This is a genomic window from Streptomyces sp. NPDC048436 (assembly GCF_043200355.1).
Lineage (GTDB): Bacteria > Actinomycetota > Actinomycetes > Streptomycetales > Streptomycetaceae > Streptomyces.
Genome location: NZ_JBICXP010000010.1, coordinates 71,768 through 90,875 on the forward strand (window position 1 = coordinate 71,768; position 19,108 = coordinate 90,875).

General features: G+C 71.5%; 20 protein-coding genes. 13 read left to right on the forward strand and 7 right to left on the reverse strand.

Annotation, left to right across the window (positions count from 1 at the left end; all coding sequences use genetic code 11):
- Positions 1–30: 30 nt before the first annotated feature.
- Positions 31–1,542 (reverse strand): FUSC family protein, encoded by a 1,512-nt coding sequence (locus ACGFX9_RS29455; RefSeq protein ID WP_393478913.1) that lies wholly within the window; start codon positions 1,540–1,542, stop codon positions 31–33.
- A gap of 292 nt (positions 1,543–1,834) precedes the next feature.
- On the opposite strand from ACGFX9_RS29455, the gene ACGFX9_RS29460 reads away from it, so the two are divergent.
- Complete coding sequence (locus ACGFX9_RS29460) at positions 1,835–1,981, forward strand: hypothetical protein (protein ID WP_393478918.1); 147 nt, start codon at positions 1,835–1,837, stop codon at positions 1,979–1,981.
- Here ACGFX9_RS29460 and ACGFX9_RS29465 read toward each other — a convergent pair.
- Together ACGFX9_RS29465 and ACGFX9_RS29470 are read right to left on the reverse strand one after the other, a co-directional pair.
- Positions 1,965–2,657: a response regulator gene (locus tag ACGFX9_RS29465; protein WP_393478924.1), complete on the reverse strand. Its 693-nt coding sequence runs from the start codon at positions 2,655–2,657 to the stop codon at positions 1,965–1,967. The two genes, ACGFX9_RS29460 and ACGFX9_RS29465, sit on opposite strands and share 17 nt — an antisense overlap.
- The gene (locus ACGFX9_RS29470; RefSeq protein ID WP_393478928.1) at positions 2,654–3,955 is read right to left on the reverse strand and encodes a sensor histidine kinase; all 1,302 of its coding nucleotides are present in this window, start codon (positions 3,953–3,955) and stop codon (positions 2,654–2,656) included. The genes ACGFX9_RS29465 and ACGFX9_RS29470 overlap by 4 nt, the downstream gene beginning before the upstream one ends.
- 223 nt (positions 3,956–4,178) lie before the next feature.
- Here ACGFX9_RS29470 and ACGFX9_RS29475 point away from each other — a divergent pair, with 223 nt between their 5' ends.
- Together ACGFX9_RS29475 and ACGFX9_RS29480 are read left to right on the forward strand one after the other, a co-directional pair.
- A complete protein-coding gene (locus ACGFX9_RS29475; RefSeq protein ID WP_393478931.1) occupies positions 4,179–4,880 on the forward strand; it encodes an ABC transporter ATP-binding protein in 702 nt (233 codons plus the stop codon).
- Positions 4,877–7,249 carry an ABC transporter permease gene (locus ACGFX9_RS29480; RefSeq protein ID WP_393478934.1) on the forward strand — a complete coding sequence of 791 codons (2,373 nt, stop codon included), beginning with the start codon at positions 4,877–4,879 and terminating at the stop codon, positions 7,247–7,249. The genes ACGFX9_RS29475 and ACGFX9_RS29480 overlap by 4 nt, the downstream gene beginning before the upstream one ends.
- 8 nt (positions 7,250–7,257) lie before the next feature.
- Here the strand turns inward: ACGFX9_RS29480 and ACGFX9_RS29485 are convergent, their stop codons facing one another.
- Entirely contained in the window at positions 7,258–7,659 is a 402-nt protein-coding gene (locus tag ACGFX9_RS29485; RefSeq protein ID WP_393478938.1) for an STAS domain-containing protein, read from the reverse strand.
- Positions 7,660–7,738: 79 nt separating this feature from the next.
- Positions 7,739–8,596, reverse strand: a complete 858-nt coding sequence (locus ACGFX9_RS29490; protein ID WP_393479605.1) for an RNA polymerase sigma factor SigF — start codon at positions 8,594–8,596, stop codon at positions 7,739–7,741.
- Positions 8,597–8,844: 248 nt separating this feature from the next.
- Here ACGFX9_RS29490 and ACGFX9_RS29495 point away from each other — a divergent pair, with 248 nt between their 5' ends.
- The 9 genes from ACGFX9_RS29495 (at position 8,845) to ACGFX9_RS29535 (ending at position 14,351) form a co-directional block, all read left to right on the forward strand.
- Entirely contained in the window at positions 8,845–8,991 is a 147-nt protein-coding gene (locus ACGFX9_RS29495; protein ID WP_393478943.1) for a hypothetical protein, read from the forward strand.
- Positions 8,988–9,602, forward strand: coding sequence for a PRC-barrel domain-containing protein (locus tag ACGFX9_RS29500; protein ID WP_393478947.1), 615 nt, complete (start codon positions 8,988–8,990; stop codon positions 9,600–9,602). Before ACGFX9_RS29495 ends, ACGFX9_RS29500 begins: the two co-directional genes overlap by 4 nt.
- The gene (locus tag ACGFX9_RS29505) at positions 9,599–10,039 is read left to right on the forward strand and encodes a PRC-barrel domain-containing protein (RefSeq protein WP_393478950.1); all 441 of its coding nucleotides are present in this window, start codon (positions 9,599–9,601) and stop codon (positions 10,037–10,039) included. Before ACGFX9_RS29500 ends, ACGFX9_RS29505 begins: the two co-directional genes overlap by 4 nt.
- A 93-nt stretch (positions 10,040–10,132) precedes the next feature.
- Positions 10,133–10,501 carry a DUF3662 domain-containing protein gene (locus ACGFX9_RS29510; RefSeq protein ID WP_393478955.1) on the forward strand — a complete coding sequence of 123 codons (369 nt, stop codon included), beginning with the start codon at positions 10,133–10,135 and terminating at the stop codon, positions 10,499–10,501.
- A 308-nt stretch (positions 10,502–10,809) separates the two neighbouring features.
- Positions 10,810–11,013, forward strand: a complete 204-nt coding sequence (locus ACGFX9_RS29515; protein WP_355810863.1) for a cold-shock protein — start codon at positions 10,810–10,812, stop codon at positions 11,011–11,013.
- Positions 11,014–11,320: 307 nt separating this feature from the next.
- Complete coding sequence (locus tag ACGFX9_RS29520) at positions 11,321–12,874, forward strand: DEAD/DEAH box helicase (protein WP_393478960.1); 1,554 nt, start codon at positions 11,321–11,323, stop codon at positions 12,872–12,874.
- Positions 12,875–12,921: 47 nt separating this feature from the next.
- Positions 12,922–13,188: a CBS domain-containing protein gene (locus ACGFX9_RS29525; RefSeq protein WP_393478963.1), complete on the forward strand. Its 267-nt coding sequence runs from the start codon at positions 12,922–12,924 to the stop codon at positions 13,186–13,188.
- 52 nt (positions 13,189–13,240) lie between these two features.
- A complete protein-coding gene (locus ACGFX9_RS29530; RefSeq protein WP_393478966.1) occupies positions 13,241–13,552 on the forward strand; it encodes an SCO5918 family protein in 312 nt (103 codons plus the stop codon).
- Positions 13,553–14,012: 460 nt separating this feature from the next.
- The gene (locus ACGFX9_RS29535; RefSeq protein WP_393478970.1) at positions 14,013–14,351 is read left to right on the forward strand and encodes a MerR family transcriptional regulator; all 339 of its coding nucleotides are present in this window, start codon (positions 14,013–14,015) and stop codon (positions 14,349–14,351) included.
- 24 nt (positions 14,352–14,375) lie between these two features.
- On the opposite strand, the gene ACGFX9_RS29540 is transcribed toward ACGFX9_RS29535, so the two are convergent.
- Positions 14,376–14,969, reverse strand: coding sequence for a PAS domain S-box protein (locus tag ACGFX9_RS29540; protein ID WP_393479609.1), 594 nt, complete (start codon positions 14,967–14,969; stop codon positions 14,376–14,378).
- 177 nt (positions 14,970–15,146) lie between these two features.
- Between ACGFX9_RS29540 and ACGFX9_RS29545 the strand changes: the two genes are divergently transcribed.
- The gene (locus ACGFX9_RS29545) at positions 15,147–18,404 is read left to right on the forward strand and encodes a bifunctional cytochrome P450/NADPH--P450 reductase (RefSeq protein ID WP_393478975.1); all 3,258 of its coding nucleotides are present in this window, start codon (positions 15,147–15,149) and stop codon (positions 18,402–18,404) included.
- Here ACGFX9_RS29545 and ACGFX9_RS29550 read toward each other — a convergent pair.
- The gene (locus ACGFX9_RS29550; RefSeq protein WP_393478980.1) at positions 18,374–19,105 is read right to left on the reverse strand and encodes an HAD family hydrolase; all 732 of its coding nucleotides are present in this window, start codon (positions 19,103–19,105) and stop codon (positions 18,374–18,376) included. The genes ACGFX9_RS29545 and ACGFX9_RS29550 overlap by 31 nt on opposite strands.
- Positions 19,106–19,108 lie beyond the last annotated feature (3 nt).

Below are 19,108 nucleotides of genomic sequence, written 5' to 3' on the forward strand. Positions count from 1 at the left end.
GTCCATTGGGGTGTGAGGGATTTCCCCCGTTCAGGCGCCGAGCACGGGGGTACGGGTGGAGACCCGCAGGGGTACGGCGAGTTCGGCGAGCGCCTTCTCCAGACCGTGTACGTGCGCCAGGGCGGGCCCCGTCGCGGACGCGTGCGGCAGGGCGACGGAGTCGGCCGCGGGCCGCCGGTGCGCGGGCTCCGGTGACGTCAGTGCCTCCACGGCTGCCTCCACGCGTCGGCACGCGGCGGTGAGGCGGTCGTCGTGCGAGGCCTCGGGGTCGGCCGCGACGGAGGCGAGGCCGCGGACCTCGCGGGCGCAGTCGTCGAGGAGCGCGAGGACCTGGCGCGCACGCTCCTTGCGGGACCGCAGCGGGCTCAGCGGGTGGACGAGCGGGGCGAGGGAGAGCCGCACCTTGCCGAGCAGTTGTTCCAGCTCGCTCACGTGCGGCGCCGGGTCGGCCGTGTCGGAGCCCGCGAGGCGTGCGGCGGCCTCGGCGGCGCAGGTGTGCACGGACCGCAGGGCGCGCTGGATCCAGGCGTTGGTGGTGGCGTGGGTGGTGACCGGCAGGACGAGGAGCACCGCGATGACGGCGCCGAGCGCTCCGGCACCGGTCTCCGCGACGCGCAGGGCGAGCAGGCCCGGGTTCAGCACGCCGAGCAGTCCGTAGAGGAGCCCGGCCATGACGGTCACCGCGAGCATCATCCAGGTGTACGAGACGGCGGCCGTGTAGAAGATCCCGAAGACGCTGACGGCGACGAGGATCGCCGTGGGGACGGGCGCCCCGTGCAGGGGCACCGCGATGACGAGGCCGACGGCGATCCCGATCACGGTGCCCAGGACGCGCCGGAAGCTGCGCACCAGGGTCTCTCCGCTGGACGCGGTGTTCACGAAGACCCACCAGGTGGCGCCGACGGCCCAGTACCACCGCTCGTCCGAGAGCACCTGCCCCAGCGAGAGGGCGAAGGCGCCGCCCGCTGCCGCCTGGACGGCCTGCCGAGTCGTCGTACGTGCCAGACCCCGGCCGCCCGGCGGCGCGGGTACGGCGGCGGGCGGCGTCCGGCGTTCGTAGCACCAGAGGCCGAACCGTACGGCCGATGAGGCGCACAGCGCGAGCAGGACGGCGGCGAACAGCTCGGGCAGCTGGCCGGGCACCGTGTGCAGGAACTGCGTGGCGAAGAACATCATGAAGCCGAACACGCCGAGCGAGTGCCCGCGGGGCCCCCACCGGCGGGCGTACACCCCCACGCCCATGACGGCGAGGAAGGCCACGTCCCTGGCCACGGGGTGGTCGTGAAGGAGCGCCGCGAGGGCGAGTACCGGCAGGCCGACGGCAGGCAGCAGCGCGGTGGTGACGGCCTGCCCTCGCACGGTGGGGTCGCTCACGGTGAAGAGCGCGAGCAGCGCGGCGAGTCCGCCCGTGATGGCCGCGGCGAGCGAATGCCCCGCCACGCCGCAGAGGACCACCGCGAGACCGATGCCGAGGACGGCCCGGGCGGCGAAACGCAGCCGCATCCGTCCTGGATCCGGTGCCACGAACATCCCCTTCAGCACAGCTGCCCGCCCCTTCGACGTACCCACATGAAAAAGGCGCCGCAGAAGTCCGCAGCGCCATCGACAGGAACATCACAGCATCAATGCACCCTTTGGCTCAACACGGGCCCACATGACTGGGCCATTGGCACAGTCCCTGTCCGTGGACCGGTGCCACGAGGGGGCCAACGGACCAGATCCCGGTGCTCCCCGCGACGGCCGGGCTCCGGGGAGCATCACCCGGCGGTTGCCGGGTAGGCGGGGGATGAACGCAGCGCCGTACGCTGCCCGTTCTCAAGCCTCAGGAGACGACATGCCCGGAGTCATCGACCGCATCAAGCGATTCGCCCGCAGCCCTCAGGGGCAGCGCACGATCCAGAAGGCCCGCCAGGCATCGGCCGACCCCAAGAAGCGGGCCCAGGCCAAGCGCCTGTTCGGCAAGCTCAAGGGTCGCCACTGAGCCCGCCTCCGGGTGAGATCAGTCCGGTCTCATAGGCGAGTACGACGGCTTGGACGCGGTCCCGCAGTTCCAGTTTGGACAGGATGCGGCCTATGTGCGTCTTGACCGTGGTCGGGCTGAGGAACAGACGCTCCGCGAGCTCCGCGTTGCTGAGGCCCGTCGCGAGCAGGCGCAGCACCTCGAGCTCGCGAGGGGTCAGACCGGACAGGTCACGGTGGAGCGCGGCCGGCTCGCCCTCTTCCCGGGTGGCGAAGCGTTCGATGAGGCGGCGGGTGATGGCGGGCGCGAGCAGCGCGTCACCGGACTGCACCAGGCGCACGGCGGCCACCAGGTGCTCGGGGGTGACGTCCTTGAGCAGGAAGCCGCTGGCGCCGGCGGTGAGCGCGGCGTAGACGTAGTGGTCGAGGTCGTACGTGGTGAGGATGATGACCCGGGTCGCGCGGGGGCCTTCGCCGTCCAGGATCAGCCGGGTCGCCTCGATGCCGTCCATTCGCGGCATCCGGATGTCCATGAGGACGACGTCGGGCCGGGTGCGCCGGACCGCGGCGACCGCGTCGGCACCGTCGGCCGCCTCCGCGGTCACCTCGATGCCGTCGGCGGCCAGGATCATCCCGAAGCCGGTGCGTACGAGCGCCTGGTCGTCGGCGATGACGATGCGCAGCGAGGGCCAGCTCATGGGGTCCGCCAGGGTATTCGGGCCGTGACGCGGTAGCCGTCCGCGAGGGTCGGCCCGGCGGTGAGGTCACCCCCGTACACGGCGAGGCGTTCGCGCAGTCCGATCAGTCCGCGGCCGTTGCCGCTCGGGGGCGGGGCGTCGCGCACGGCGCCGGTGTCGGTGACCTCGATGTCCAGGCAGTCGTCGGCGTGGCCGATCGTGACGCGGGCTTCGGCGCCGGGCGCGTGTTTGATCGTGTTGGTCAGCGCCTCCTGGACGACGCGGTAGGCCGCGAGATCGACGCCGGGCGGCAGCGGGTCCTGCGGCAGCGACACCGTGACGTCGACCGGTGTCCCGGCGGAGCGCACCCGTTCGGTCAGGGCGTCGAGTCGCGCGAGGCCGGGCTGGGGTTCGAGTCCGTCCGCGGGGCTGTCGGCCCTTCCGGTGTCGGGGGCGGCCAACAGGCCCATCACATGGCGCAGTTCTGCCATGGCGGCCCTTCCCCCGGCCTCGACCGCGAGGAGCGCCTGCTTGGAGCGTTCCGGCGCCGCGTCCATGACCTTGCGTGCGGCGCCCGCCTGGATGAGCATCACGCTCACATTGTGGGTCACGACGTCGTGCAGTTCGGCGGCGATGCGAGATCTCTCCTCGTCCACCGCCCGGCGCATGGCCTCCCCCTGGGCCTCCTCAAGGCGCACGTAGCGCTCCCTGCTCGCCGCCAACTGCCGCTGCCAGAGCCGGACAAGGGCGGCCAGCGCCCCCACGGCCAGGAGCACGACCGCAGGGCTCGACCAGCCCGGGAAGACGGGTTCCGTGTCCCGGAACGCGATGCCGGCCAGGACGGCCGCGAAGAGGAGCAAGGCCACTGCCCGTATCCGGTGGCGGCTGTGGACAACGGCGCTGTACGCACCGATGACGCAGGCCAGCACATTGATCCAGGAGGTCCTGTCCTCGCCGATGGCCAGCGCCACGCCGAGGACCGCCGCGAACGCGGCGAGCGGATAGTGGCGCCGGGCCACCAGCGGCACCGCCGAGAGCGCGACGAGCGGCCAGGGGACCGAGGAGGGCCCGTGCTCGGGAGCCCCGGGAGGAGGCGGCGGGGGCGGCGGCGCACCCGGGGGCGACGACACGTGCTTGCTGAACTCGACAGGACCGCTGTCGGGATAGCGCGCGGCGATGACCAGAGCGACGACGGTGAGCACGACCGCGAGGATGACGTCGACCCGCACCGCCCGGCGTGAGGGCGGTGCGGGCCGCGCCAACGGACGCAGCGCATCGCGCAGTTGCTGACGCCATCCGAGCCGGACTCCCGTATCCACCGGCTCATTGTGCGACCCGCCCGCCCGGTTCCGCATCGGCCTGTGCGACCGGAGCGCCGTCCCCCGGGAGTACGTCGCAGTGATGACCCCGCGGCGGGGTCCTCCGCGGGGACGGCCGGATGTCGGTGCCGCGGCCGACGCGGCGCGACTGCCCCCGCTCCTACGTTCGCTGCACGGCAACCGCAACCCGCCTGGCCCTTTCGACCGTAAGGACGGACACCCCATGACTCACGTGATCGAACTGGAAGGCGTGACCAAGCGCTACGACAGCGCGGACTCGCCCGCGCTCGGCCCGCTCGACCTCGGCGTCGGACAGGGCGAGGCCCTCGCGGTGACAGGACCGTCCGGCAGTGGCAAGTCCACGCTCCTGAACCTCGTCGCCGGCCTGGACCAGCCGACGGAGGGCGCGGTCACGGTGGCGGGCCGGCGGGTCGACGGACTGAGCGAGCACGCGCTCGCCCGGTTCCGCCGCGAACAGATCGGCATGGTCTTCCAGTTCTTCAACCTCCTCGACGACCTCACCGTCGCCGACAACATCCGCCTCCCCGCCCAACTGGCCGGTACGGCACGGAAGAAGACGGCGGCCCGCACCGACGAGCTCATGGAGATCCTCGGCATCCAGAAGCACGCCCAGGCCTATCCGGGCCGTCTCTCCGGCGGCGAACGTCAGCGGGTCGCGGTCGCCAGGGCTCTGGTCAACCGGCCCGCGCTGCTCCTCGCCGACGAACCGACCGGCGCCCTTGACACCGCCTCGGGCCACGACGTCCGTGAGCTGCTCCTGGAGCTGCACCGCGGCGGCCAGACCATCGTCCTGGTCACGCACGACCTGGCCCTCGCCGAGGCCTGCGCGAGCCGCACGATTCATCTGGTCGACGGTCAACTCGCCCTCGACACCCATCACATGTCCGCGCAGGCCCTGCGGTGAGCCGCTCCGGCGGCGGCGCGCTCGGCCGCGTCGTACGTTCTGGAGTGGGGCGGCGCAGAGTGCAGACCGTGGTGATCGCCGTGGCCACGATGATGGCCGTGGCCTCCGCCGTGGTCGCCGGGGCCCTCATCGTCGCCTCGAACGCCCCCTTCGACCACGCCTTCGCGCAGCAGCGGGGCGCGCACATCTCCGCGCAGTTCGATCCGGCGAAGGCGAGTACGGCGCGGATCGCGGCCACCGAACAGGTGGACGGCGTCACCGCGAGCGCGGGGCCCTACCCGTCCCAGACGATCAAGCCGATGGCTCCGGGCGGCGGACGTATGCCGTCCCTGACGCTGTCCGGGCGGACCGGTCCGCACGCCGACGTGGACGATCTGGACCTGAAGTCCGGCCGGTGGGCGGCGAGGCCGGGGGAGATCGTCCTGTCCGAGTCGATGGCCGGACCCGCCTTCGAGCCGGGCTCCACGCTGAAGACGTCGGACTCCGCGGGCGCCACGACCCTCAAGGTCGTCGGCACCGCCGTGTCGGTCAGCAGGACCGCCGACGCCTGGGCGACGCCCGAGCAGGTCACGGCGCTGGCATCGGAGGAAGGCCGGCTCACGAGTCAGGTCCTCTACCGCCTCGACTCCGCGGGCACGAAGGACGAGATCGCCGAGGGACGCGCGAAGCTCACCGCAGCCGTGCCGTCCGGGGCGCTCCTTGGCACCCAGTCCTATCTGGACACCAAGCGCGCCGCCGACCAGGGCGCGGCGCCGACCATCCCCTTCCTGATCGCGTTCGGTGTGCTGGGCATCGCGATGTCGGTGATCATCGTCGGCAGTGTGGTGAGCGGCGCGGTCGGCACGAGCCTGCGCAGGATCGGCATCCTGAAGGCCATCGGGTTCACACCGCGCGAGGTCGTACGCGCCTATGTGGCGCAGGCGTTGATCCCGGCCGGTGCCGGGATCGCGCTGGGCGTGGTCCTGGGCCACCTGCTGGCCGTCCCGCTCCTCGAGGACACCGAGGAGGTGTACGGCACCGCCCCCCTGGCGGTGACCTGGTGGGTGGACGCCGTGGTGCCGGCCGCCGCGCTGCTCGTCGTCGGCGTCGCGGCCCTGGTCCCCGCGCTGCGGGCCGGGCGGCTTCGCACGGTCGAGGCCATCGCGGTGGGCCGGGCGCCGCGCACCGGGCGCGGCCAGTGGGCTCACCGGGCCGCGGGACGGCTTCCGTTGCCGCGGGCGGTGACCTACGGCCTCGTGAGCCCCTTCGCACACCCGGTCCGTACGCTCGCGATGCTCCTCGCGGTGGCCTTCGGCACCGTCGCGGCGACCTTCGCGGTGGGTCTGACGTCGTCCCTGAACGCGGTCGGGGCCGCCTCCGACCCCGAGGAGCGCGCCGCGGTCACCGTGTTCAGCGGCGGGCCGACCGCAGGACCCGGCGAACCCGGCCCCACGGAGGGCGACGCGCGGCCTCCGTCCGCCGACCCGGCGAAGATCCGCGCCGCCGTCGAGGCGCAGGCGGGCACCGCTTCGTACTACGGCCTGATGGAGAGCGAGGTCACCGTGGGCGGGATCTCGGGGCCGGTCCGGGCCAGCCTCTACGAGGGCGACATGGGTGACGGCGGCTACGAGATGATCGCCGGGCACTGGATCACCGGGGCGGGACAGCTCGTGGTGTCCACGCGGTTCCTCGAACGGACCGGCACCGACATCGGCGACACGGTGCGGGTGACCCTCGCGAAGGACACGCGGAGCCTGCGGATCGTCGGCGAGGCCTTCGATACCTCGGACGACGGCCTGCACCTCCACACGGATCTGGCCGGATTCGCCGCGGCCGAGCCCCAGACGTTCCGGGTCGAGGTGAAAGCGGGCGTCTCCCCCGCCGCGTACGCGAAGAAGCTCGCCGCGGTGGTGGAGCCGCTGGGCGGCGACGCCATGGCCAACGCCACCTCCGAGCAGGAGAGCACGATCCTCATCCTGGACGCGATGGCGGTGCTGCTCACCCTGATGCTGGTCTCCGTGGCGGGCCTCGGCGTGCTCAACTCCGTCGTCCTCGACACCCGGGAGCGCGTCCACGACCTCGGCGTCTGCAAGGCGCTCGGCATGTCACCGCGGCAGACCGTGGGGCTCGTACTCGCCTCGGTGGCGGGGATCGGTGTGCTCGGCGGCCTGATCGGGGTGCCCGCCGGGTTCGCGTTGCACGGCTACGTGCTGCCGGTGATGGGGCGCGCGGCGGGCACGGGTCTTCCGCCGTCGGTCCTTGAGGTGTACGAGCCCGCGCACCTGGTCCTGCTGGGCCTCGCGGGGGTCGCCATCGCGCTCCTGGGAGCGCTGCTCCCGGCGGGCTGGGCGGCGAGGACCCGGACGGCCACCGCGCTGCGCACGGAGTAGCAGCCGTCTTACGCGCAGGAGGGGCTCGGCGGCCACTGGGGCCGCTCCTGTGGCGGCAGCGTCGAAAGGGCCTGGCCGACCGTCCGGTGGACCGGAAGCAGTTCCGTACTGCCGGTCAGTGCCAGCATCTCCGACAGCCGCCGTCCCGCCCCCGCGAGGAGCAGGCTGCCCTCGCGGCGGGCCAGGAGCCACCGGATGGCGAGCAGGCAGTTCAGTCCGCGTGAGTCGCAGAAGAGCAGCGCGGTGATGTCCAGGACCAGATGCCGGTGCCCGGCCTCGACCGACGCACCGAGGGTACGCAGGAAGAAGTCCTCGCAGGACTGATCGAGCTCGCCGCTGACCCTCAGCACCGCGGAGTCGGAGCAACTCGCGAGTTCGGTGATGGTCACGCGATGGGTCTCAGTAGACATCGCACCCCCAGGGGGGCCATCGTACCGAGATCCACTGGGATGGCTGTCCGCGAGCGGTTCGGCCCGACTCGCCCCCCGGCTACCTCTTGTCGACGAGCTTGGTCCGCAGCCGGCCGAGAATGCGCGTGAGGATGCGGGAGACGTGCATCTGGGAGATGCCGAGCTCCTCGCCGATCTCGCTCTGCGTCATGTCGGCGCCGAAGCGCAGCGAGAGGATCGTGCGCTCGCGTTCGGGGAGCGCTGCGATGAGCGGCTTCAGGGAGTGCAGGTCCTCGACCTTGTCCAGCTCCGGGTCGCTGTAGCCGACGTGGTCGGCCAGCGTGTCGTCGGAGTCCACCCCGTCGGCCGGGAAGTCGAGGGAGGCCGTGGTGTAGCCGTTCGCCGCGGTCAGGCCTTCGCTGATCTCGGCCTCGTCCAGGCCCAGGTACTCGGCGAGTTCCGCCATGGTCGGCTCGTGTCCGTTGGCCTGTTCGAGGTCGGTGGTGGCCTTGACCAGGTCGAGGCGGAGTTCCTGGAGGCGGCGGGGGACGCGCACGGCCCAGGTGGTGTCGCGGAAGAAGCGCTTGATCTCGCCCATGATGGTCGGCAGCGCGAAGGTGGTGAACTCCACTCCCCGCTGGAGCTCGAAGCGGTTGATCGCCTTGATCAGGCCGATCGTGCCGACCTGGACGACGTCTTCGTACGATTCGTCGCGCGGGCGCATCCGGTGGACCGCGTACCGCACGAGGTTGAGGTTCAGCTCCACCAGCGAGTTGCGTACGTAGGAGTGCTCGGGCGTCCCTTCCTCGACCTCGTCGAGGCGGGCGAAGAGCGCCTTGGACAGGCCGCGGAGCTCGGCGGTGCGCTGTCCGGTGGGGAACGGCTGGGGGAGCTCGGGGGCCTGCGGCTCGGCGGTGGGGATGTCGGGGCCGTCGGTATGTCGCTCGGCGGACGGCATCGTGGGTGCCGGCGTGCTGCTGGTCGAGGCGGCCACCATCGTCACTCCCGTAACAGGGGGCGTTCTCCCGTGAGAACGCGCTGTGCATCGGCTCTTACCCACCATCTCCCGTTACATTCCCGTGACTTGACTCTCCGTAAAGAACGAGCCGTCTCCGTATGGAACCAGCCGTTTCCGTATGGAACGGGCCGTCAGGGGAACTCGGACGAGCCGCGGGGATGACGGGCATGACACGGAGGTGGACGGCTGTGAACTGGTTGATGTGGCTGGTCGCGGTAGTGGTCGCACTGCTCCTGCTGACCGGTGCGGTGCTGTGGACGCAGGCCCGGCGCCGTGGCGGCGGCGCGATCGTCGTCCGCCGGGGTCACCGTGCGGGGCGCGGGAGGATGCGATGACGGCGCTGATGCTCGCCGCCGGGCTGACGAAGCGGCCCGTGGTCACGCTGGGCGGGGAGGCGGTGGCCCAGGTCAAGGACACCGTCTTCGACGCTTCGGGCGGACGGATCACGGGTTTCACCCTGGCGGGCCGCGGGCTGCTGTCCGGTCCGCTCAAGCAGAGCCTGCCCTGGTCCGGCGTCCACGCGCTGGGAGCGGACGCGGTGATGATCCCCTCCGCCGATGTACTGCAGGGCAAGGACGCGGTGGTGGACAAGGGTGAGGCCGGTACCGGTCAGGTGCGCGGGGCGCGCGTACTGAGCGATGCGGGGCTGGAGTTGGGCACCGTCCTGGACGCGGTGGTCGAGAGCGGCACCAGCGGCAGGGTGGCCGGCTTCGAGATCGCCACCACCGAGGCGATGGGCCGCCACGAGCGCAAGGCGTTCCTGCCCGCGCACGGTCAACTGGCCATGACCGGGGACACCCTGGTGATCCCGGCAGGACTCGCCGGACAGGCGGTGGACGACCTCGACGCGCTGGCCGCGTCCTGGGACCGGAGCCGGGCCGCGGGCGGCACAGGGTTCTGGGAGGGCGCGGGCGGGACGGGGCCGCGGAAGGGGGAAGAGCGATGATGCTGCTCAGCCAGATCCTTGGACACCCGGTCATCAGCGCCGAGGACGCGCGCCCGGCCGGGGCGGTGGCCGGACTCGGCATCGATCCGGCGACCTGCCGCGTCACGGAGCTGTATCTGCGGGACGCCAAACAGAGCGGCGACAGCGTCCCCTGGGCGCAGGTGCGCGGGGTCGGCCCGGACGCGGTGATCATCGACACCGCCGCCGCGGGCGACCACGGCCCCTCGCACTCCCGCGCGCGGAAGAAGCTGCTGGGCAAGCGGATCCTGACCGAGTACGGCGAGGACATCGGCACGCTCACCGATCTCACTTTCGACCCGGAGACCGGCGGCATCGGCGATCTGCACATCGGGCACGAGCAGGTTCCCGGCAGCCTCCTGCTCGGTCTGGGTTCGTACGCCCTGGTCATCGGGGCCAGGGGCGCCGCCACCCGCTGACGCGGCACACCGGCACCCTTTTGGGCGAGTGTGCGCCGCAAGGCCCTGGGAACCCGAAACGCCATGCGATACATCAGCACGATCGAACACACCATGGAGCGATGGACAACGACCCTGTGGACTCTGCTCCTTCCGCCCAAGCTGCTGCCGTCGCACGAGGAGGAAGGGGAAGTGGTCGCCACACTTCGCCGGGAGTGCGATGACAGCGCCTTGATCCTCGGGCGCGAGCGCGTTCTCGTACCCAACTCGTTCGTCATCGACCTGCCGCCGGAAAGCCACCGCCAACTGAACGGCAGCGGCTCCGAGTTGAGCCGACAGCTCGCCGCTCAGGTCCTTCGCCACGCCGCCGAACAGGGTTACACCTTCGCGGGCCCCGTCGCGGTCAGCCTGCGCTCGGCCGGGGGCGAGGCGGTCGGCCGGTTCCAGATTCACGGATCCATCGATCCGCAGACCACCGGTTGACCCCCAAGACGCACCTGTCGACTGCCGAGAAGAATATGTGTGCCCGCCGCGAGAGAAATCAGCGCGACGCCCCCTGAGGATTTCTCGCGCGACTGGCAGAAAAGCATTTACGACCACGCAGCGCCGACCGTACCGTGCTACTGTCGATCTCAGTTGCAGTTGTGGTTCCCAGAAACTTCAAGTGCCCTCACCGTGTATCTACCGGTGGGAGCACTTTTGTATTTCCGGTCTATTCCGGCGGGGTAATCATCGCGGCGACGCGGAATTCGCACAGTGTGGATTCCGGGACTGCCCCGAAGGAGATTAAAATGGCTAACGGTACCGTGAAGTGGTTCAACTCGGAAAAGGGCTTCGGCTTCATCGAGCAGGACGGCGGCGGCCCCGACGTCTTCGCCCACTACTCGAACATCGCCGCCCAGGGATTCCGTGAGCTCCTTGAAGGCCAGAAGGTGACGTTCGACATCGCCCAGGGCCAGAAGGGCCCGACGGCCGAGAACATCGTTCCCGCCTGACGCTCACGCGCACTTCGCAGCTGGGGCCCGCACCTTGGGGTGCGGGCCCCAGCTCGCTGCATTCCCTTTATTACCAAGGACCGCGGATTTATCAGGCCGGCACCTTTCCGTTGCTTTCGCGCCTACCGCGTCACCCTGCCCGGAACACAACACGTTCCTTTCCGTGCACCGACCCGCATATCAATTGCCGTCGGCCGGATTCGCTCACGCATTTCGCTCGGCCCGTTCCCGCGATTCTCCGCGCTGCGCACTCGCTGCACTCGCTGCGGAATTTCCTTGGTACGTGCCGCATCAAGGAAGGTTCCGCATGAACCGCGCACGCACGAACGACCGCTCCCCCCGCACCCGCACCGGCGGCTCGAACTACGGCTCCAGCTACGGCTCCGGTTCCGGCTCCGGCAGGAGCGGTGGCAGCCGCTTCGGTGGCCCCTCCTCCGGCCGCTCCGGCGGCCCGAGCCGTTCGGGTGGCTACGGACGCCGACCGTCCGCGCCCCAGGGCGAGTTCGCCCTGCCCGTGACGGTCACTCCCCCGCTCCCGGCCGTCGAGGCGTTCGCCGACCTCGACATGCCCGCGGAGCTGCTCGCCTCGCTCGCCCGTCTGGGCATGGCCGTGCCGTTCCCGATCCAGGGCGCGACCCTGCCGAACTCCCTCGCGGGCCGTGACGTCCTCGGCCGCGGCCGTACCGGTTCCGGCAAGACCCTTGCCTTCGGCCTCGCGCTGCTGGCCCGTACGGCCGGTCAGCGCGCCGAGCCCCGCCAGCCGCTCGCCCTGATTCTCGTTCCCACCCGTGAGCTCGCCCAGCAGGTCACCGACGCCCTCACGCCGTACGCACGCGCCGTGAAGCTGCGGCTGACCACGGTGGTCGGCGGCATGTCCATCGGCAAGCAGGCCGGTGCGCTGAGGGCCGGCACGGAGGTCGTCGTGGCGACCCCCGGACGCCTCAAGGACCTCATCGACCGCGGCGACTGCCGGCTGAACCAGGTCGGCATCACCGTCCTGGACGAGGCCGACCAGATGGCCGACATGGGCTTCATGCCCCAGGTCACCGCGCTGCTCGACCAGGTGCGCCCCGAGGGCCAGCGGATGCTGTTCTCCGCCACGCTCGACCGCAACGTCGACCTGCTCGTGCGCCGCTACCTCAACGACCCGGTCGTCCACTCCGTCGACCCGTCCGCGGGCGCGGTCACCACGATGGAGCACCACGTGCTCCACGTGCACGGCGCGGACAAGAACCAGGCGACCACCGAGATCGCGGCCCGCGACGGCCGCGTGATCATGTTCCTGGACACCAAGCACGCCGTCGACCGGCTGACCGAGCACCTGCTGAACAGCGGTGTCCGCGCCGCGGCCCTGCACGGCGGCAAGTCACAGCCGCAGCGCACCCGGACCCTGTCCCACTTCAAGACCGGTCACGTGACGGTCCTGGTGGCGACCAACGTCGCGGCCCGCGGCATCCACGTCGACAACCTCGACCTCGTCGTGAACGTCGACCCGCCGACCGACCACAAGGACTACCTGCACCGCGGCGGCCGTACGGCCCGCGCGGGCGAGTCCGGCAGCGTCGTGACCCTGGTGACGCCGGGCCAGCGCCGCGACATGAGCCGTCTGATGGCCGCCGCCGGCATCACCCCGCAGACCGCGCAGGTGCGCTCCGGTGACGAGGAGCTGAACCGCATCACCGGCGCCCAGGCCCCGTCCGGCGTCCCGGTCACCATCACCATGCCCGCCGCGGAGCGCCCCCGTCGCGGCAGCTCCTCGTCCTCCCGTGGCCGCCGCAGCCGCAGCGCCCTGGACCGCCGCACCGACCGCGCCCCGCGCCGCTCGGCTCCGGGGCAGTCAGCCACCGGCACGGCGGCCTAGAGCCACCCTCGCGACCGCACGGCTCACCCACCCCGCAGGAGACACCTTTGACACCGGTTCAGACACAGCACCGCCCGGCGGACTCCGCCACCACCACCACGGTCGACGCGGCCGGGCCGCAGGTCCGTGATGACATGACCGTCGAGCTCGCGCTCTCCGTCATGGACGGTGAGGGCTCCGGTCAGCTGTTCCTCTGTGACGCGGACGACCAGTGCACGGGCCTGATCACCCGGGAGCGGCTCATCGCCGTACGGGACAGCCCGGCCTACACGGACCAGATCCGTCTACGGGACGTTCTCGCCCTCTCGCGTTGATCGCCTCACCCTCACCCTTGTCTGCTGGCCCCCTCCCCCTCTGTGAGGCATCATGCGCTGCGTCATCGCCCGTTTCCCGTTCGACCTCACCAAGAGTGGGGTGATCGCCACGATGAAGGGCGTCAAGCCCGAGCCCATCACGGGCGACTCGGTCATCATCGGCCGCCGTCACTACCCCATCAAGCAGGTGGGCGCGGTCGTCACCCGGCAGGACCGTCGTGACTTCACCGCCGGAGAGGTCACCCGCGCGATGGCGCACCTCGGCTTCACCTGCCGTACCCCCTCCGAGGACGCGAACCAGCCCGACCTCACCCCGCTGCAGAACGCGTCGGCCCTGCTCGGCGCCACCACCTCCGCTGTGTAGCACCTGAACCACGAGAAGGGCCCTGCCGGCATTCGCCGGCAGGGCCCTTCTCGTGTGTCCGGACGGCAGGGCACGGCGTCACCGCCGCCTCGTACGTGAGCCGCGTAACCTCTACCTCAAGCGCCCCAAAATCTATGCTGGCGAGAGTAGACATTGGGCAGTCGCATGATTAAGGTTTCTTCTGTAGTCATAAGACGAGAGAAAGAACGGAGGGAGCAGACGCCATCAGGATCGCCCGGTCCGAGTTCGTCTTCGGCCCGGGTACCGCAAGACCCCGGAATGGAAGGTGGTCCTCGGTCAAGCATCAGCGATCCCCGCACTCCCGCCCAGTTCTGGGGCCGGACGGCGGAAACAAGAGGTCGGCGGAGCAGTAGAGCCGACGGATGGTGTTGAATTTCCTTCGGGGCCCTGGTGCCGTACGGCACCAGGGCCCCTCGACGCGTTGGCATAACGAGGTGACATGACAGCAGATACACCACTTGGTGGTCGTCTGGACGACGACGACTACCCCGCCTACACCATGGGGCGGGCAGCCGAGATGCTCGGCACCACTCCCGGGTTCCTGCGAGCCATCGGTGAGGCCCGCCTGATCACGCCGCTCCGGTCGGAGGGCGGACACCGGCGGTACTCCCGCTACCAGCTGCGGATCGCCGCCCGCGCCCGCGAGCTGGTGGACCAGGGGACCCCGGTCGAGGCGGCGTGCCGCATCGTCATTCTCGAGGACCAGCTCGAGGAGGCCCAGCGCATCAACGCCCAGTACCGCCGCGCCGAGGCCGAGCCGGAGGAGAGCCCGCGCTGACGGCCGGGTGACGGCCGGGCCGGATCACTCGGCGCGGGCGGCCGGCGGCCACACTCCCGGGGCGAGAACGCCCGACGCGTAGGCGCGCGCGACCAGTTCCGTACGGTTCGCCGCGCCCCACCGTTCCGTCAGCCTGCGCAGGTGATAGGTGACGCCGTCCAGGGTGAGGCCCGTGTCGCGGGCCGCCTGGGCCGTGGTGGCGCCGCCCGCCAGCAAGGCGAGGATGCGGGTTTCGGCGGGGGTGGCGGCGGCTTCGGCGGGGGCCGGGTCGGGGGTGCGGTGCTCGCCGAGTACCCGGAGCATCACAAGCAGGCCCGGGACGTCGTCGGCCGTGTCGCTCACCGGCTCCGCCGTCATCTCACCGTGGCGCCGCACCCCGTCGGCCGCGTTCCAGCGCACCGCGACCGGATAGCGGGAGCGGTGCCGCAGCCGCAGCGCCTCGGCGATCCGCAGGACCTGCGTCTTCTCCTCGGGGCGGAACAGTTCCAGTACGTTCCGGGCCCGCAGGGCGCCCGAGGTCTCGCCCCACTCCGCCGCCATCGCGGGGTTGGCGAGGATGATCGCGCCGCTCGCGTCGCACACGGCGACCGGCATCGGGATGCGGTCAAAGAGAGTCATGGCGCGGTTGCGCCAGAGCACGGAGTCCACAGGGCGGCTCCTTCCAGCCGGAGACAGTCAAGAGCGGCGCGCCCCTGACCGCTACACAATCATGTAGTGGCGCGGCACGGAGCCGCGGGCCCCCGGGATCAAGCTGGGAGCAGTGACCTCCGTACGGCGAAAGGCAGTTGTCACGCCATGCCCCCCACCACCGCACTGCTCCCCCAGGAACCCGGCTCCCTCGCGGACGGCGTTCCACTGGTCGACATCTCCGCCACCGGGCCCGGACCGGCCCCGCTGCAGCAGGCCATGGAGCTCGTGCGCCGCCACGGCCCGGTGCTGCGGCGCCGACTGCACGGCCGCGACGCGCTGTTCGTGAGCGATCTCGATCTCGTCACCGAGCTGGCCGACGAGTCCCGCTTCGCCAAGCACGTGGGCCCCGCCCTGGAGAACGTGCGGGAGTTCACCGCCGACGGTCTGTTCACCGCGTACAACGACGAGCCCAACTGGGCCCGCGCCCACGACATCCTGATGCCCGCCTTCGCGCTCGGTTCGATGCGTACGTACCACCCGGTGATGCTGGACGTCGCCCACCGGCTGATCGCGTCGTGGGACCGCGGTGCGCGGGACGGGCACCCCGTGGACGTACCGGGCGACATGACGCGGATGACGCTGGACACGATCGGACTCGCCGGGTTCGGCTACGACTTCGGGTCGTTCGCGCGGGCCGAACCGCATCCCTTCGTCGACTCCATGGTCCGCTGCCTGGAGTGGAGCATGACGCGGCTGAGCCGTACACCGGGCAGTGACCACGCGGCGGCGGACGCGGCCTTCCGCGCCGACGCCGACTACCTGGCGGGGGTGGTCGACGAGGTCATCTCGGCGCGGGCGGGCGCCGCGCCCGGAGCGGGTCCGGCTCAGGATCTGCTCGGCCTCATGCTCAGCGCCCGGCATCCCGGCGACGGCACGAAGCTCGACACCGCGAACATCCGCAACCAGGTCATCACCTTCCTAATCGCGGGGCACGAGACGACGTCCGGCGCGATGTCGTTCGCGCTGTACTACCTCGCCAAGCACCCCGCCGTGCTGCGGCTCGTACGGCGCGAGGTCGACGCCCTCTGGGGCGACACGGCCGATCCGGAGCCGACGTTCGACGAGGTCGGGCGGCTCACGTACACCCGTCAGGTGCTCAACGAAGCGCTGCGCCTGTGGCCGACTGCCGCCGCCTTCGGCCGCCACGCCCGCGAGGACACGCTCCTGGGCGGACGCGTCCCGCTGCGCGCGGGGCAGGGTGTCACCGTGCTCACGCCGATGCTGCACCGGCAGCCCGTCTGGGGCGACAACCCCGAGCTGTTCGACCCGGAGCGCTTCACCCCGGAGGCGGAGGGCGCGCGTTCCCCGCACGCGTTCAAGCCGTTCGGCACGGGTGAACGGGCCTGCATCGGGCGGCAGTTCGCGCTGCACGAGGCGACCATGCTCCTCGGGATGCTGGTGCACCGCTACCGGCTGCACGACCACGCCGACTACCGGCTCACCGTGAAGGAGACGCTCACCCTCAAGCCCGAGGGCTTCACGCTCACTCTCACGCCCCGCACCACGGCTGACCGTGTGCACGGCGAGCTGCCCGGCACGGTGTCCCGCCGCACGGTGGCGGAGACGGACGCCGCCGCCCTGCCCGCTCGCGTACTGTCCGGCACCCGCGCGCTCTTCCTGCACGGCAGCAACTACGGCACCTGCCGGGACTTCGCCGCCCAACTCGCCGACGAGGCGGCCTCGGTGGGCTGCGTGACGGAGATCGCGCCGCTGGACGAGTACGCCGGGGCGCTGCCCGCCGACCGTCCGGTCGTCATCACCGCCGCCTCCTACAACGGCCGCCCCACCGACGACGCCGCCGAGTTCGCCTCCTGGCTGGACGGCGCCCCGGCGGCCACCGCCGAGAACGTCACCTACGCGGTGCTCGGCGTGGGCGACCGCAACTGGGCCGCCACCTATCAGCACGTCCCGACGCGCTTCGACGAGCGGCTCGCGGAGCTGGGCGGCACCCGGCTCCTTGAGCGCACGGCGGCCGACGCCTCGGGGGATCTCGGCGGCACCGTGCGCGAGTTCACGGCCCGGCTGCGTACGGCGCTGCTTGAGCGGTACGGCGACCCCGACGCGCTTCAGGGGCCGGACCTCCAGGGCCCTGATCTTCAGGCCCTGAATGCCGGTGTCCCTTCGGATGCGTACGAGGTGCGCGAGCTGACCGGTGGCCCGCTCGACGCTCTCGCCGCGCGGCACGGGCTCGTCCCGATGACTGTCACCGAGGCTCGCGATCTCACCGCTCCCGGCCATCCCCGTACGAAGCGCTTCGTGCGGCTCGCCCTGCCGGACGGCGTCACGTATCGCACCGGCGACCATCTCACCGTTCTGCCGGTCAACGACCCGGCGCTCGTCGACCGGGCGGCCGACGCGCTCGGCGTCGACCTGGACGCGGTTCTCGACATTCGCGCGGGCCGACCGCGTCGCGACGGGCTTGCGGTGGACCGCCCGGTGACGGTACGTCATATTCTCGGTCATTACGTGGAGTTGCAGGAGCGGCCCACCGCCGGGCAGTTGTCCGCGCTCGCCGACGCCAATCCCTGCCCTCCGGAGCGGGCGGCGCTCACCGCCCTGGCCGAGGACGCCGGTGCACGCGCGGCCGACGGGCGAACGCTGCTCGAAGTGGTCGAGGCCCACCCCGCCCTGCGCGGAGCCCTGGAGTGGCCGCGGCTGCTCGAGCTGCTCTCGCCGCTGCGGCCCCGCCACTACTCGGTGTCCTCCTCACCCGCCGTGCACCCGGGCCATGTCGACCTGATGGTGTCCCTGCTCCAGGCCCCTGCCCGCTCCGGGAACGGACGGCTCTACCGGGGCACGGGCTCCGGCCACCTCAACGGCGTGCGTCCGGGCGACATCGTCCTGGCCCGCGTCCAGCCGTGCCGTGAGGCCTTCCGGATCGACCACGCAGGCCCGGCGCCGGTCATCATGGTCGCCGCGGGAACCGGCCTCGCCCCGTTCCGCGGAACCATCGCCGACCGTGCGGTACTGGCGGCGCAGGGGCACCAACTACCGCCCGCTCTCTGCTACTTCGGGTGTGATCACCCGGACGCCGACTTCCTGCACTCCGATGAGCTGCGCGCCGCGGAGGCCGCGGGTGCCGTCGCCCTGCGGCCCGCCTTCAGCGCCGCCCCCGTCGACGGCGTCGCCTTCGTGCAGCACCGCATCGCCGCCGAGGCCGACGAGGTGTGGGAACTGCTGGCCGCCGGGGCCCGCGTGTACGTGTGCGGCGACGGCTCCCGCATGGCACCTGGCGTGCGCGACGCCCTGCGCGCACTCCATCGGAACCGTACGCCGGGTGCCACGGCGGCGGACTCCGAGGAGTGGCTGAACGAGCTGACCGCGCAGGGGCGTTACGTCGAGGACGTGTACGCGGCCGGATAGGCCGGGAGGCCGGTCACACGGCCGGGAACAGCTGCTCCAAGGCGCGAGCCGTCTCGGCGCTGTCCACGTGGTGCAGACCACGGATTCCGAGCCGGGCCGCGCAGATTGTGCTCCAGATCGTCGATCATGACGCAGGCGGACGGTTCGACGCCCAGGCGTTCGCAGGCCGTGCGGTAGATGCGGCGGCCCGGTTTGCGGGAGCCGATCTCGCTGGAGATGACGACGACGTCGGCGAGCCCGTCCAGGTCGTATCCCTCGTAGCAGTCGTCGCCGAGTGCGTTCGACACGATCGCCACCGGGATGCCCTGGGCGCGCAGCCCGCGGAGCGCCGCGAGCATCGTCTCGTCCGGGCGCATCCCCGTCGCGATGGCGGCGAGGAGGCCCGCGGGCTCCACGTCCACGCCCTTCTCGCGCAGCCGCCCCGCGAGGCCACGCTCGAAGTCGGCCTCGCTCAGCCGTCCACACTCGTGCTCCACCAGGAGCGCCGAGGCCTCCTTGTCCTCCCGGAAGAGGCGCTCGATCAGCAGCGGATCGTCGCCGACCCGCTCGGAGTAGGCGCGGAACGAGTCCAGGACGCTGGTGGTCAGTACCCCGCCGAAGTCGGTGAGCACGGCACTGGGCGGGGTGTCCGGACGCTCGTCGGGATCGACCCCCAGCTTCGGCTCCGGCCCCTGATCCGTCCCCATGGACAGCTCGCTCATCCC

Coding starts and splice junctions, on each gene's coding strand:
- ACGFX9_RS29550 (WP_393478980.1), bottom strand. CDS start 19,105: ATGAGCGAGCTGTCCATGGGGACGGATCAGGGGCCGGAGCCGAAGCTG.
- ACGFX9_RS29475 (WP_393478931.1), top strand. CDS start 4,179: ATGACTCACGTGATCGAACTGGAAGGCGTGACCAAGCGCTACGACAGC.
- ACGFX9_RS29520 (WP_393478960.1), top strand. CDS start 11,321: ATGAACCGCGCACGCACGAACGACCGCTCCCCCCGCACCCGCACCGGC.
- ACGFX9_RS29545 (WP_393478975.1), top strand. CDS start 15,147: ATGCCCCCCACCACCGCACTGCTCCCCCAGGAACCCGGCTCCCTCGCG.
- ACGFX9_RS29510 (WP_393478955.1), top strand. CDS start 10,133: ATGGAGCGATGGACAACGACCCTGTGGACTCTGCTCCTTCCGCCCAAG.
- ACGFX9_RS29500 (WP_393478947.1), top strand. CDS start 8,988: ATGACGGCGCTGATGCTCGCCGCCGGGCTGACGAAGCGGCCCGTGGTC.
- ACGFX9_RS29490 (WP_393479605.1), bottom strand. CDS start 8,596: ATGCCGTCCGCCGAGCGACATACCGACGGCCCCGACATCCCCACCGCC.
- ACGFX9_RS29465 (WP_393478924.1), bottom strand. CDS start 2,657: ATGAGCTGGCCCTCGCTGCGCATCGTCATCGCCGACGACCAGGCGCTC.
- ACGFX9_RS29535 (WP_393478970.1), top strand. CDS start 14,013: ATGACAGCAGATACACCACTTGGTGGTCGTCTGGACGACGACGACTAC.
- ACGFX9_RS29540 (WP_393479609.1), bottom strand. CDS start 14,969: ATGACTCTCTTTGACCGCATCCCGATGCCGGTCGCCGTGTGCGACGCG.
- ACGFX9_RS29505 (WP_393478950.1), top strand. CDS start 9,599: ATGATGCTGCTCAGCCAGATCCTTGGACACCCGGTCATCAGCGCCGAG.
- ACGFX9_RS29485 (WP_393478938.1), bottom strand. CDS start 7,659: ATGTCTACTGAGACCCATCGCGTGACCATCACCGAACTCGCGAGTTGC.
- ACGFX9_RS29460 (WP_393478918.1), top strand. CDS start 1,835: ATGCCCGGAGTCATCGACCGCATCAAGCGATTCGCCCGCAGCCCTCAG.
- ACGFX9_RS29530 (WP_393478966.1), top strand. CDS start 13,241: ATGCGCTGCGTCATCGCCCGTTTCCCGTTCGACCTCACCAAGAGTGGG.
- ACGFX9_RS29515 (WP_355810863.1), top strand. CDS start 10,810: ATGGCTAACGGTACCGTGAAGTGGTTCAACTCGGAAAAGGGCTTCGGC.